The following is a 13800-nucleotide window of genomic DNA, read 5'->3' as shown; positions in this document are numbered from 1 at the left end:
TGTATCTTAACTGCAAAGATACCTGCGACCCATCGAAGGGACCCGAGTGAGCCAGGTTACGTCAGACGTGAGAGCGGGGTCACTCCCCGACCGCAAGGAGGGCGCCCGGTTCTACCAGGCGGAGTACCGGGTCCGGACCGGTGATGTCGACCAGGACATGCGGGTGCGGCTCGACGCCGTCGCGCGGTACCTGCAAGACGTCGCCAACGACAATCTCGAGGCCACCGAGTTCGGGAAGACCGAGCCCTTCTGGATCGTCCGGCGCACCATCATCGACGTCATCCGGCCCATCTCCTGGCCGGCGACGGTCACCGCCCAGCGCTGGTGCGGCGCGCTGTCGACGCGCTGGACCAACATGCGGGTGCGGCTCACCTCCGAACACGAGACCAACCGCTTCAATCCCGACGACCGTCCCGCGGGCCTCGTCGAGACCGAGGCGTTCTGGATCAACGTCAACGACAAGGGCGTGCCGTCCCGACTCTCCGACGAGGCCTTCGAGATGTTGTCGTCGATGACCGACGAGCACCGTCTGCGATGGAAGTCGATGAACCCGGAGAAGGCGCCGGCCGCCGAGGACATCCCGTTCCCCGACCGCGAGCACGTCCTGCGGATCACCGACTTCGACCCCTTCAAGCACCTCAACAACGCCGCCTACCTCGAGGCCATCGAGGACGAACTCGTCGAACACCCCGACCTCGTCGACATGCCGCACCGCGTCGTCATCGAGTATCTGCGGCCCATCGTGCCGGGGACGCGCCTGACCCTCCGTCGTGTCCGCGAAGGCGATCAGCTGACCGTGTGGCTGATGATGCCCGGCACCGGCGACGAGCTGGTGGTCGCAGCGAGTGTGGTGGTGGGTCCGCTGCCCACCGATCAGTAGAAGAAATCCCGGGGCTACTGACCGCCCTGGAGCAGTAGCTCCATCAGCTTGATCGGCGCCTCGCACGGGTCGCCCGCGGGAGCGCTGCGGGGTTCGACGAACCAGGTGAAGACCCCGCGGCTGGGAGCCCGCGCGGTGACCCCGCAGACACCGGGACGGTTCGGGTCGCGTTGGGTGAAGGCGGACTGGCTGGCGACCTTGATGTTCTCGGTCTGGAAGCCGAGCTTCTTGGCCGTCTCCTTCTCGAGGTTGACGTTGCCCCACTCGAACCAGTTGAACGTCACGCTGACAACGTCGGTCGCACCGGACACCAGCCACCGGCAGATCGCACCGCTGAAGGACCGTTCGGCGAATCCGCCGCCGGCCACCACGTCGGCGATCATCGCGTCGGGTAGCACGTCGCATTCGAGGAGCAGTTTGTCGAACTGATCGGTGTCGATGTCGCTGCTGCCGGACTGTCCGGCGGCACCCACCGGCACCGGCTCACCGTCGACCGTGCGCGCACAACCGACGAGTGCGGTCAGGCCGAGGAGGACCGCAACGAGGACCGCCAGTGCCCGCCTCATGAGGCACGCTCGATGGACAGCTTCGCCAACTCCCGTGCGGCGTCGCAGATCTGCTCGATGGGCCGCGCCTGGACCGCATCGCCCCGGATGGACCACTCGAAGAAGTCGGCGCCGAATCCCATACCGACCTCGCAGATCTGTCCGGACTGGGTGTAACCGATGAACCCCTGGTGGCCGTCGATCTCGAGTTTGTTGGTGACGTCGCGCGACAGCTTGACGTTGGCCTCTTCGCGGCCGATCGGCGAACCGCGGTACCAGTTGAACGAGGCGACGGCACCCGTCCGCGAACCGGTGGTGTCCCACTCACAGACCGACGTGTTGTTGACGGTCTCGGTGAGTCCGCCGAAGCCGGTGATACGGGTGACCTCTTCCAGCGTCACCCCGCCGCACTTGCCGAAGAACGGTCCGGACCCTGCCTGCGCAGGAGCCTCGGGGGTGTTCGGCCGGTTCGGGTCGGCCGGCTCGTCGTCCGAACAGCCCCCGACGAGTAGCACGACGACGGCGAGGAAGACGACGAGAAAGCTCGAGTCACGGAGCCGATCGAGTTGTCGCCGTTCGCGTTTGGTGGGCCGGCCGGCACCACGGTCCCGGCGCGGCTGACTCGCCAGGATCTCCTTGGGCGGCGGTGGCGGCGACCGGTCGATGAAGCATTCGGCGGCCATCGGCGCCGACACCCGCTTGTTGATGGTCTTGGTGACCTCGACGATGCGTTCGCGCCCGGCGAGCCGGACGCGGATCTCGTCACCCGGCACCACCGGCTGGGCGGGTTTCGCGGTCACGCCGTTCACACGGACATGGCCTCCGCGGCATGCGGCGCCGGCCGCGGATCGGGTCTTGGTCAGGCGGATGGCCCAGATGTAGGCGTCGACGCGCGTGAACATGGTCAGTGACCCGGCCGCCCGGCCGCCCGGCCGTGGTGACGTCCCGAATCGTCGATCATGCGCCCGCACTCCCTTCACCCGCATGCGCCCGCCGGCACCGCGCAGCGATGCGGTCGCGCTCATTGGCCACCACTGTAGCCGCGCCGATCGTCGAGTCGGGGTTCACCGCGCGGGCGTCGTGCTCAGCGCTTGCGGGACAGCAGGTACACCCCGCCGCCGACCGCCAGGATGGCGAACAGGATCGCCAGGAACGTCTGGTCGAGCAACAGCAGGACCACGAACACGGCGATACCCGGCGACACCGCGACCAGGCTCATCACCGGATGCTGCCGGACGACCTCCGACACTGCTCTGCTTCTGTCGCGATCGATCGCCATCACGGCCTCCCTGCTCGGCTCCGTTGGTCCAGCTCCGGTTGCGTCCAGGGTAGTTCCTTCCCACGCGCGCCCGCCGGAGGCCGATCCGTCGACCGACGGTGAGCCCCCGAGCTCAGGGGTGGGGGTCGGAAGATGGTCGACGCCCCGGCACGAATCAAGTCCAGTGCCGGGGCGCCGGTCTGTGGGCGGCCGGTGTCAGGCCGCTTCTGCGCCGGAGCCGCTCGACGAACCCGAGTCGCTGTCGGAACCGCTGCCCGAGCCGGAGTCGCTGTCGGAACCGCTACCCGAGCCGGAGCCGCCGGCCGAGTCGGTTCCGCTGTCCGAACCGCTGCCGGCGTCGGAGCCGGAGTCAGAGCCGCTGCCCGAACCCGAATCACCGCCGCTGCTGTTGTCAGAGTCGTTGTCCGAGCCGGCGTCGGAATCCCCGGCGGCGGGCGCCTCGGGGGCGCGGTGCTTGCCCTCGTAGCCGTCGTCGGCCGCGCGATGCTTGCCGACGTACTCCTCGACGATGTTGCTGCCGGAGTCGTCGGATACGACCTCGGACGCCTCGTGATCGGGGCCCACGAACTCAGCGGTTTCCGGTTCCGCGAAGGTCGACGCCGCGAACTCGGCGGGAGCCGAGGCCGCAACCCGGGCGACGGTGTTCGACTGCGGGATCACGGCGTCGTCGGTTGCCGGGATGCCGAAGGGGAACTCGTAGCTCGGGATGTGGATGACCGGGATGATCTCGCCGGTGTCGAGCTGCCCGAACGTGATGACCGGGAGGCCGAGGCGGTTCGGGCGGTACTCGCCGTTCACCTCGACCAGCGGACGGAACGCCACCTGGGAGCCCAGCCAGTCGACGGTGATCGGACCGGTGAAGCCGTAATCACTGGTGAGACGGAGGAAGTTGCCGCTCAGCAAGCCGTAGTCGCCGCCGATGCTCAGGCGGGCGAAGTCCTTGGAGAGGGACATCCAGTCGCCGTCGAAGTCGATGCCGGAACCGCTGAGGATCGCCGCCAGGATTCCCTGCAGCGCTTCCTGTCCGGCGTCACCGAGGACACCCGTCGGATCCGAGAACAGTGCCGTCGGATCGGTGAGCGCGAACTGCACCTCGCCGTTGGGCTGCTGGTAGCGGAAGTCGAAGGTGCCCAGCACATTCGCACACGCTCCGACGCCATCGGCGTAGGCACCGGTGAGACCGCCGTAACAACCGACGCCCTTGATGCCGGGAATCGTGGTGACCTTCTGGCCGAGAACCGTCACGTCGAGCGCGCCGGTGTTCCAGGCGTGCGCCATGCCGAGGAGAGCGAAGGACTTCGCCGTGCGGCCGTCACTCGCCCCCGCGGTCGCGATGCTGAGCGGGAGGTACGAGATTGCGGTCGCGTCGCCGTCGCGGAACGCCACCGCCAGTTGGAAGCCGTTGCCGATGACCTTCGCCGAGCCATCGGTACCCGGCGCGTCGGCGATGGAGCGCGGGACGTCCAGCCCGATCCAACGCGCGATGTCGCCCAGGATCGAATTGGAGATCGACTCGATGGTGCCCTTGACCGGGTCGTAGATCCCGACCGGCACGACCTCGATCCGGTCGGGCAGCACGATGGCGATACCGATGCCACCGAGATCGGTGCTCGACTGCGAGCAGTCGGCGCCATCGCGGGAGCCGCCGGAGACACACGACTCGATACGCCAGGCTTCGGCGATGTCCGCGAGCGCACCGTTGCCGATACCGCTGACCAGTTCCCCGAGAGGGTTACCCGTGTTGAAGCCCTTCGACCACGTCTCGAGCTTCTGAATGGAATCCGGGAGCAACGCCGCCTCGGCCGCCGCCGGTTCCATCGCCTGCCCGGCGCCGATCGCGGCCACCGTGGCGATCGCGGCAGCACCCGCGACGACGCGATGCTGTCGCTTCTGCTTGCGGTCCGCGCGTCGCGCGACCTTCTCCGAACGCTGAGTTCCGTTCCGCCCCAAGCTGGTCACTCGTCCAACTTTCTTTCTTCCCACCCCTTGCGCTGAGCAAGTTAAGCATCGGAAATCGAAAATTGGTAGCCGGAACGAGACACGTGCACAAAACCGTCCCCTTGGACAAACGACCAGGTGGGCGCGCTGGAAGGCACCCGGTTCCGTATGACACCGAGCCCGGTTTCCGGGTTCGACGTCATACGGAACTCACCTGGACACGCGCTCTACCAGCGGTCGCGATCCAGTTCCGTTCCCGCAGCACCGGCGTCGGCCGCGCAGCCGAAGCCGACGATCCACCGCGCGGGTCCCGTCTCCCCGGCGGTCACCTCGACCTTGCCCAGCATCATCGGTTCCGGCAGGGCAGCGAGGAACTCCCCCAGCGCGGCCGGGGACAGGCGCCATACCTCGCCCCGGATCGCCCGTCCCGCAGCGGGATCGCGGATCAGTCCCGGCTTCGGCGGGATGGTGTCGAGCGCGACCAGGCGATAGGTCGGGGTCGTCGTGATCTCCCCCGCCCAGCGGGCACCCCGCTCGCTGAGCTCATGGGTGAGCGGGCCGCCCCGCATGTGCGCACCGAAGACCGCGAGCTCGATCGATTCCTCGGTCTCCACCCACGAGGCCCCGACATCGGGAACGCCGAGGAACCGGGCCGCCACGTCGACGAGAACCGCGTCCTCGTGCGCAGCGCCGAGGAAGGTGACACCGAATTGCGCTCGGCTACCATCGCTTTCGGGGACCTCACCACTCGGCACGGCGAGTCCGCACAGGTCGAAGAGGTTGCAGAAGTTCGTATACGTACCCATCCGCGAGTTGACGCCGACCGGGTCGGCGGCGACCGAGGCGATCGTCGGGTGCGCAGGCGCGGTGGGGACCATCAGCACGGTGGCGTCGCCCCACTCCCCCATGGCCTCTGCCCGGAGTTCGGCGAGGCGGCGTCGGGCGCGCAGCAGGTCGACGGCACTGAATCGCGAAGCGGCACCGATGATCCCGGCGACGGTGCGGTCGATTCCGGCGGCGGCCGGGTCCGCCGAGTCCAAGAAGTCGCCGACGGCGTCGTGCCGTTCGGCGACGAGCGCGTCCTCGTAGAGCAGCTTCGCCGCCGCCAGGAACGGCGACAGATCGATGGTCTTGATCACGAAGCCGGCTGCCTCGGCCCGCATCACCGCCTCGGCGAACGCGGCACGCCACGCCTCGTCGAGCTCGGGCAGTACGGCGGGCACGGCGACGACGGGTCGTTCCGGCGCGGCCAGCGGCACCGACGACTTGAACGGCCGGGGGCCCTGCGCGGCGGCCATCGCGGCCATCGCCCGATTGGCGAGCGGCAGGTCTGCGGCGAAGATGGTCACGGCGTCGTAGCTCGCACAGGCCGGCACGACGCCGTCGGTGGAGATCGCCCCGACCGTCGGCTTGACCCCGACAAGCCCTGCGAATCCGGCGGGTACGCGGCCGGATCCGGCGGTGTCGGTGCCGATCGCGATGTCGGCGAACCCGAGTGCGACGGCCACCGCGGAACCGGAGCTCGAACCGCCCGAGACGCGGTCGGGTCGTCGTGCATCCCGCACTGCGCCATACGGACTGCGTGTCCCGACGAGGCCGGTGGCGAACTGGTCGAGGTTCGTCTTGCCGATCACCACCGCACCGGCGGCCCGTAGTGCCGCGACCACGGGGGCGTCGGTGGCGGGTGTGTAGGCGAAGCCCGGGCACGCGGCCGTGGTCGGCAGCCCGGCGACGTCGACGTTGTCCTTGACCGCGAGGACCGTGCCGGCCAGGGCTCCACCCGTTGCGAGGGCTGCGTCGAACTCGGCAGCGACCTCCGCCTGCGGACGCAGCGTGATGAAGACCTCCGGACGGTCCGCCTCGGCGATCCGCGTGTAGATCTCGTCGATCTTGCTCATGCCACCCGCTCCTCGTTCTCGGCCCCGACCGTGCTCAGGTCGGCGACGAACTCACCCTGCGCAGACCATCTCTGACGTTCCTCGGCGCGGGCGATCTCCATTTTTTCCCGCCGGAAGGCGATGTCGTCGGAATTGTCGTCCAGGAACCGCTGGTGTTCGGCCAGCGAGAAGACACCGTCGGCGATCTTCGTGCTGTCCCCTCGGCCGGCCGCGACATCGGCACGCATGTCGAGAAGTTCCTCCGCACTGACCGGGTACCAGGAGATGCGGTCGAAGAAGCGCAGCAGCCAGGGATGCTCGGGATCGAAGCCGGGAGCCGGCTGCGGGTGGCGGTGATTCCACACCTGCGTGGTGCGTCCGACGAACTGATAACCGCCGGGGCCCTCCATGCCGTAGATACACAGGTAGGCGCCGCCGATGCCGACCGCGTTCTCCGGGGTCCAGGTCCGGGCGGGGTTGTACTTCGTGGTGACGAGCCGATGCCGCGGGTCCAACGGGACCGCAACGGGCGCACCGAGGTACACGTCCCCCAGGCCCAGCACCAGATAGCTGGCGTCGAACACGGTCCGGTAGACGTCGTCGACGGAGTCGAGTCCGTTCATGCGGCGGATGAACTCGATGTTCCACGGGCACCACGGAGCGTCGGAGCGGACGCCGAGCATGTAGCGCTCGATGGCCTCACGGGTGGCCGGGTCGTCCCAGGACAGCGGCAGATGCACCGTTCGGCTGGGCACCACGAGATCCTCGGCCGCGGGCAGCTGGCTCTCACATTCGTTGAGCCACTCGAGCATCCGGGACTGTGACCACACGTCCGGGTCGGCTTTGACCTGGAGCGACCGGATACCCGGTGTGAGATCGATGAGGCCACGGGGTTTTTCGGCGGCGATGCGTTCGCTCAGTGCGTGCACACGGGCGCGCAGGGCCAGATCGAGCTGCATGTCGCCGTATTCGACGAGGATGTTGTCGTCACCGGAACGCCGGTAGGTCACCGAGGTGGTCCCGTCGGCGGTCGTCGTCGAGCCGAGGATGCCGTTGTCGGCGTCGCCGCCCGAGGACAGGACGTCGACGAAGCTGGCACGCCGGCCGAGACCGGTCTCCTTGGGCGACGCGGTCTCCTCGCTGCGCACGGCCACGAAGCGGATCGTGTCACCGGGCTTGAGCTGGCCGAGCTTCCAGCGCTGGGCGGTCACGACCGTCACCGGGCACACGAACCCGCCGAGGCTGGGGCCGTCGGGACCGAGCAGGATGGGGGTGTCACCGGTGAAGTCCAGCGCACCAACGGAATACGCGTTGTCGTGGATGTTCGACGGGTGCAGACCTGCCTCGCCGCCGTCGTTGCGCGCCCACCGTGGCTTGGGACCGATGAGTCGGATGCCGGTCCGATCGGAGTTGAAGTGCACCTCGTAGTCGGTGGCGAAGACGTCGGCGATGTCGGCCTCGGTGAAGAACTCCGGTGCGCCGTGCGGACCGACGGTCACCGCCAGCTGCCAGGTGTTGGTGAATGCCGGCTGCTCGTCACCGAGGATGCGCCGCGCCGGGCCGGACGGGGCGCCGAGCAGCGCGAGCCGATCACCGGCCGCAAGCGGACGGCCGGCCAGACCGCCGAATCGACCCATCGTGAACGTCGAACGGCTCCCGAGGTAATCCTCGGCGTCGAGACCACCGGACACCGCGATGTACGCCCGCATGCCGAGCGCCCCCACCGTCCCGACGTCGAGGACGTCACCGGCCGACACCGTCAGCGGAACCCATTGCGGCGCGGTCTTTCCGTTGAGGGTCACGGTCACCGGCGCGCCGGTGACCGCCACGACGGCGTCGGCGTCGAACCGCAGCGCCGGACCCATCAGGGTGACCTCGAGACCGGCTGCCGTCTCGGGGTTCCCGACCGCGAGGTTGGCCAGACGGAATGACAGGTCGTCCATGGGCCCGGACGGCGGGACCCCGACCTTCCAGTACCCGATACGACCGGGCCAGTCCTGGATGGTGGTCAGCGGACCGGACCGCAGGACGGTGACGGGGGCGGGCGTGGCGGCCCCGGTGGCGGCAGACATGGTGTGGTTCCTCGCAGGTCGGTGTGCGGTAAGGGTTTCGGCGCGACGGCCCTAGGCCGCGGGTCGGGTCACGATGACGCGGACCGCGGTCGGGTCGAATCCGTTGCAGGGGTTGTTGATCTGCGGGCAGTTGGAGATTAGAACCAGGGTGTCGACGTCGGCCCGCAGGGCGAGGCGCTTGCCGGGCGCCGACAGACCGTCGACGATGCCGAGGGAGCCGTCGGGATCGACTGGCACGTTCATGAAGAAGTTGACGTTGCCGACCAGATCGGCCTTGCCGAGTCCGTGGCGACTGCCCTCGATCAGGAAGTTCTCGACGCACGCGTGCTGATGCTTGGTGTGGTGGCCGTAGCGAAGCGTGTTGGATTCCTGCGAGCAGGCGCCGCCCACGGTGTCGTGGTTGCCGACCTCGTCGGCGACGATCGTCATCAGCGGTTCGCCCTCCTGGTCGCGGATGACGGTGCCGGTGGTCAGGAAGATGTTGCCCTGCGCGGCGATCGTGGCCTGCGCCGAGTAGCGCTTGGCGTGGTCGGCCGCACCGTAGAAGAGGGTGTCGACGGCCTGGTTGCCGTAGAGGTCGACGATGGTGAGCACGTCGCCGGCGGCGACGACTCCCGACCAGGGGCCGCGTTCGCCGACCAGTCCGTCGTAGACGACGGTTCCGGACACGAGCGCGAGTTCCGCGGCAGAGGCGGTGGCGAAGTCGATGGTGGTGGTCATGAGTGTGTTCCTCTCGGGTCGGGACGCTCAGAGAAGAGCTGCGGCCCAGGCATCTTCGGAGTTGGCGACGGCGCGCTGGTACTCGGGATCGGTGTCGGCGACGCCGGCGAGCAGGGCGTCGAGATCGGGCCGGGCCTTCCACGCCAGCACCTCGAGCGAGGTGGTGTCGAAGGTCGGCGACGGATCTACGGGATGTGCGGTGTTCGCGATCGCCACGACGCACGGCAGGTGCAGGATCAGGTCCACCGACTTGGCGGCACCAGCTGACCCGGTGGAGCGCAACGAGCCGTCGTCGTCGACCTTCACCCCGTGGAAGAACGACACCGACGGGGCAACGTCGGTCGGGGTCAGGCCGTGCTTCGCCGCGGCGAGGGTGAACATCTCGCGACCGGCCGGGCTGGCCGAATGAACGTGTCCGTCCCCGTATTTCGCGGTGTTGGCGGCAAGGGTCGTGGTGCCGCAGAGGGCGTCGTGGTGTCCGGAGCCGTCGGCGACGATCGTCGCGAGGACGCGGCCCTGGTCACTCAGCAGCGGGTGCCCGGTGCCGAGGTAGGCCTGCCACGGAACCTTGACGGTGTCGGCGACATTCAGACGCTCCCAGGGTGCGTCGGCGCGCCACAGCAGAAGGTGCGCGCAGGCCGATCCGGCGACGTCGTGCAGGCGCAGCCGGGTGCCACGGGCCAGGACCTTGCTCGTGTACCGCCCACCGGGCACGGTCTCGGCCCAGGTGAGGTCGGCGGGGTCGACGTCGGCGGGCGGGTTCGGCCAGTTCGACGCCGGCACGACGGGCATGCTGTCGGTGATGCGACCGGCCTGCGACCGGGCGTGTTCACGGGCTCCCGCGGTGGTGCCGGTGCCGGTGGCGGTGATGGTCATGTCGGATGTCTCCTCGGATGTGGTTGTGGTTGCGGTAGGGGAGCTCGGGTCACCGGGCCTTCGAGGCTCGTCGCTAACGCTCCTCGCACCTCAGGCAGCAAGGGGGGCGCCGCTAACGCTCCTCGCACCTCAGGCAGCAAAGGTGACGGGCTTCGGGTGTTCCTTGCCGCGCGGGAAGCACGCGATGCCGGCGAGGACGGTGACCGCGATGACGATCGGTCCGGCCCAGCGCAGGACCGGCATGTCACCGGCCGGGTCGAAGACCTCGGCACGCGGCCAGGCCAGGTTCACGACCATCAGCGCGCCGTAGAGCACGGCGAGGAGGTTCACCACGATCCCGAAACGGCCGAGGCTGAACAGTTTCCGGCCACCGGCGTCGACGCCGCCTTTCTGCGGCCAGCCCTGGAACCGGCGGTAGAGCATCGGACCGGTGACGGCGAGGTAGGCCAGGTAGATCAGGATGATGCACACGCTGGCGAGCGTCGCGAAGATCGCCGAGTTGCCGACGTTCACCACCAGGACGCCGATGCAGAGCACGCCGATGAGGATCGACGGTGCGATCGGGGTGCCCGTCCGCGAGTTGACGTGTGCCAGTTGCTTCGAGAACGGGAGGCGGCCGTCGCGGGCCATCGAGAACATCAGGCGGGAGCATGCGGTCTGGATGGCGAGGGTGCAGATGAAGATCGCCACCGCGACGTCGCAGAGCAGGACCTTGCCCCAGAAGCTTCCGAGCACCGAGTCGAGCACGTAGGGCAGGCCGCCGATGGCGAGTTCCTCGCTGAGCGTCGGCGCGGCCATGAGAGCGCCCAGCAGCATCAGGCCGCCGCCGATGGCCGAGACCGTCAGTGCCATACGGATGGTGCGCGGTGCGACGCGACGCGGGTCGCGGGTCTCCTCGGCGAGCTCGCCGGCCGAACCGAATCCGACCATGACGTAGGCGGCCATCAGGCCCGAGACGATGAACGCCCAGATGTAACCGGGCTGCTGACCGGGGGCGCCGGTGTCGAAGACGACGCCCGGACCGCGCTGTGCGTGGGTGAACAGCGCCAGGATCACCGCGACCACGCCGACGAGTTCGCAGACCACGCCGATGCTGTTGACGCGGCTCATCCAGGTGACACCGACGCAGTTGATGGCGGTGACGATCACCAGCAGGATCGAACCCAGCAGGACCGCGTTCGACGCGCCGCTGGTGCTGGTCAGCGTGGGATCGTCGCCGACGAGCTGGAAGCCCATCCACACCGAGGGCAGCACCACCTGGAGGGCGATGGCCGCCGCGGCGGCGGTGACGACCTGCGCGATCATCATGAACCAGCCGCCGAACCAGCCGATGACCTCACCGCCCATGCGGCGCGACCACTGGTAGATCGCACCCGAGATCGGGTACCGCGCAGCGATTTCGGCGAAGCACAGGGCCACCAGGAACTGGCCCGCGTAGACGATCGGCCACGTCCAGAAGAAGGCCGGGCCGCCGAACCCGAAACCCAGGCCGAAGAACTGGAAGACCGTGGTCAGGATCGAGACGAAGGAGAAACCGGCCGCGAAGGAGGCGAACTTGCCCAGCGACCGGTGAAGCTGCTGGTCGTAGCCGAACTCGGAGAGGTCGTCGGCGTCGTGGTTGCCGGCCGGAGCGGTGACCGGTTGCACGACGGTCTTTTCCGGGGTTGTGGTCATGATGCGTTCTTTCTGTCGAGGAGCTCCTCGTTGAGCGCGTATCTGTCAGGTGACAGATAAGCGAACGCACATTTCTTTCGGTTGACAGTTTTGTTCCGTCCACGAAAACGTGGGTAACGACTGCGTTAATCGGCCCAGGTCGCGGGATCGCACCGACATCCGGGAGTTCTCGGGCATGGTCAACTATGTCGAGAACATCCACCACAGCAGGAGGAATCATGGCGACCGGCACGCGCACGGCCACCACATCCGGCGGTCCCGGACGCCCGCGTCTGGTCCCGTCGAGACGCCGTGGCGAGACCGCCCGCGACGAGATCCTCGACGCCGCGGCCGAACTGTTCACGCGTCACGGTTACACCGGGACGTCGACGCGGATGATCGCCGAGGCGGTGGGCATCCGCCAGGCGTCGATGTACCACTACTTCGGCACCAAGGACGACATCCTGGCGCACCTCCTGGAGACGACGGTCCTCGGCTCGGTCGAGCAGGCACGTGCCCTTCTCGATGCCGACGGGCCGGCACTCGAGCGGCTCCTCACCCTGGCGCGCTACGACGTGGAACAGCTCGCCCGTGCCCGCTGGAACCTCGGGGCGCTGTACCTGCTCCCCGAGGTCGGCGAACCCCGCTTCGTCGAGTTCCGGGCCGCGCGACAGGAACTCGCCGCCGCATATGCCGCACTGACGGCCACGGCACTCGGCGATCCGGCGGACAAGCGTTGTCTGCTGCCGTTCCGCCTCGTGGAGTCGGTCATCATGATGCGCGCCGACGAACAGCGCGGCGAACTCGGCGGCCAGACCGCCGAGGGGCTCGTCGACACGATCGTCGGCGCGATCCGGATGCTGATCGAACACCGGGCCTGAACAGATGTCAGCCCCGGCGTGGTCGGTGACCACGCCGGGGCTGCTCTTGTCGGGTGCGCTCAGCAGCTGCCGATGACACCTCCCTGCAGTGCGACCTCGGCCATCCGTCCCCAGGTGCACGGCACCGCATCACGACGAGCCGGCTGGGACGGCGCGATCTGCTTCACCGCCGGCGTCGGCGTCACGCGCTTGACCGCGGGAGCCGGGGCCAACTGCTTGACGGCCGGCAGCGGGGTCAGCCGCTTGACTGCGCCCGCCGGTACCGGCGGAGCCACCTGCGCGGGCGCCCGGTCGAGCGAGACCGACGTCGGCGCAGGCCGCTTGGCGGGCTTGCGATTCAGCGGCACCTTCCATCCCTTGTCGTAGCCGTGTGCCGCGCCGATGGCGACACCGGCCGCCACCGCCGGCAAGGCGACCAGCGTTGCGACGAGAGCGGTTCCGACCAGCGGCCCGACGACGAGACCGGTCGGCAGGAACGGGATTCCGAACAGGAGCCCGAGTCCGCCACCGACCACACCGCCGACGGCGAGGGCCAGCGGAGCTGCCACGCCGACGCCGATCACGCCACCGACCGCGGCGTCGCCGACCATCTGTTCGGCGACCTTGTCCGCACGGGCGGTCGAAACCCCGTTGCTCCGAAGGACATCGGAGATACCGGCCACCAGTTCACCCGAGCCGGCACTGATGTCGGCGGCCAGCTGCTTGGACACCGCACGCGGGCGGCGGAGCTCGAGATTTCCGATCCGCACGACGTCGCCGGATGCCGCGGTCTGATCGGCGACCGGGCGGGCCGGCCCCAGGGGCGTCGGACGGAACGTCCGTTCACCCGCCGTGACCCGCGGCCAGGCCGATGTCACCACCGATTCACGTTCGGAGCCAAGCGATGTGGACACCACCACCTGGGACACCGGACGGAGATCCGGCATCGACCCCACCGGCAGCGCGACCGTCGGAATCCCGACCGACGGCAAACCCGGTGTCGGTGGGCCGGCCGCCGGAGTGGCGGCGTGGGAAGGCACGGTCACCGCGAACGACGCGGCCATCGCACACCCCAACATCGCGACCGCTGGGCGTCGAAC

Annotated in this window: 12 protein-coding genes; 2 read left to right on the top strand and 10 right to left on the bottom strand. The window is 68.8% G+C overall.

Annotated elements, in window-relative coordinates; translation table 11 throughout:
• Window positions 1-46 precede the first annotated feature (46 nt).
• Window positions 47-880, top strand: a complete 834-nt coding sequence (locus M1L58_RS02835; RefSeq protein WP_248657756.1) for an acyl-[acyl-carrier-protein] thioesterase — start codon at window positions 47-49, stop codon at window positions 878-880.
• Window positions 881-894: 14 nt separating this feature from the next.
• On the opposite strand, the gene M1L58_RS02830 is transcribed toward M1L58_RS02835, so the two are convergent.
• From M1L58_RS02830 to M1L58_RS02790, 9 genes are all read right to left on the bottom strand, one after another.
• Entirely contained in the window at window positions 895-1446 is a 552-nt protein-coding gene (locus tag M1L58_RS02830; protein WP_006866164.1) for a DUF3558 domain-containing protein, read from the bottom strand.
• A complete protein-coding gene (locus tag M1L58_RS02825; RefSeq protein ID WP_248657860.1) occupies window positions 1443-2327 on the bottom strand; it encodes a DUF3558 family protein in 885 nt (294 codons plus the stop codon). Before M1L58_RS02825 ends, M1L58_RS02830 begins: the two co-directional genes overlap by 4 nt.
• A 182-nt stretch (window positions 2328-2509) precedes the next feature.
• Window positions 2510-2704 carry a hypothetical protein gene (locus M1L58_RS02820; RefSeq protein WP_005201466.1) on the bottom strand — a complete coding sequence of 65 codons (195 nt, stop codon included), beginning with the start codon at window positions 2702-2704 and terminating at the stop codon, window positions 2510-2512.
• A 195-nt stretch (window positions 2705-2899) separates the two neighbouring features.
• A complete protein-coding gene (locus M1L58_RS02815) occupies window positions 2900-4654 on the bottom strand; it encodes a hypothetical protein (RefSeq protein ID WP_248657859.1) in 1755 nt (584 codons plus the stop codon).
• Window positions 4655-4869: 215 nt separating this feature from the next.
• Window positions 4870-6540 carry an allophanate hydrolase gene (atzF, locus tag M1L58_RS02810; RefSeq protein WP_248657755.1) on the bottom strand — a complete coding sequence of 557 codons (1671 nt, stop codon included), beginning with the start codon at window positions 6538-6540 and terminating at the stop codon, window positions 4870-4872.
• Window positions 6537-8591 (bottom strand): 5-oxoprolinase/urea amidolyase family protein, encoded by a 2055-nt coding sequence (locus M1L58_RS02805; protein WP_248657754.1) that lies wholly within the window; start codon window positions 8589-8591, stop codon window positions 6537-6539. Before M1L58_RS02805 ends, atzF begins: the two co-directional genes overlap by 4 nt.
• 51 nt (window positions 8592-8642) lie before the next feature.
• Complete coding sequence (locus M1L58_RS02800; RefSeq protein ID WP_248657753.1) at window positions 8643-9311, bottom strand: urea amidolyase associated protein UAAP2; 669 nt, start codon at window positions 9309-9311, stop codon at window positions 8643-8645.
• A 27-nt stretch (window positions 9312-9338) separates the two neighbouring features.
• Window positions 9339-10187, bottom strand: a complete 849-nt coding sequence (locus M1L58_RS02795) for an urea amidolyase associated protein UAAP1 (RefSeq protein WP_006866171.1) — start codon at window positions 10185-10187, stop codon at window positions 9339-9341.
• A 129-nt stretch (window positions 10188-10316) separates the two neighbouring features.
• Window positions 10317-11861, bottom strand: a complete 1545-nt coding sequence (locus M1L58_RS02790) for an amino acid permease (RefSeq protein WP_248657752.1) — start codon at window positions 11859-11861, stop codon at window positions 10317-10319.
• A gap of 218 nt (window positions 11862-12079) precedes the next feature.
• Here M1L58_RS02790 and M1L58_RS02785 point away from each other — a divergent pair, with 218 nt between their 5' ends.
• Window positions 12080-12721 (top strand): TetR/AcrR family transcriptional regulator, encoded by a 642-nt coding sequence (locus tag M1L58_RS02785; RefSeq protein WP_248657751.1) that lies wholly within the window; start codon window positions 12080-12082, stop codon window positions 12719-12721.
• A 59-nt stretch (window positions 12722-12780) separates the two neighbouring features.
• Here the strand turns inward: M1L58_RS02785 and M1L58_RS02780 are convergent, their stop codons facing one another.
• Window positions 12781-13764, bottom strand: a complete 984-nt coding sequence (locus M1L58_RS02780) for a hypothetical protein (protein WP_248657750.1) — start codon at window positions 13762-13764, stop codon at window positions 12781-12783.
• Between the last annotated feature and the right edge of the window lie 36 nt (window positions 13765-13800).

It is taken from the genome of Gordonia sp. C13 (genome assembly GCF_023218005.1).
GTDB classification, from domain to species: Bacteria; Actinomycetota; Actinomycetes; order Mycobacteriales; family Mycobacteriaceae; genus Gordonia; species Gordonia namibiensis.
Note: the sequence above shows the minus strand (reverse complement) of the source record. Positions and strands in the feature narration are given on the sequence as shown.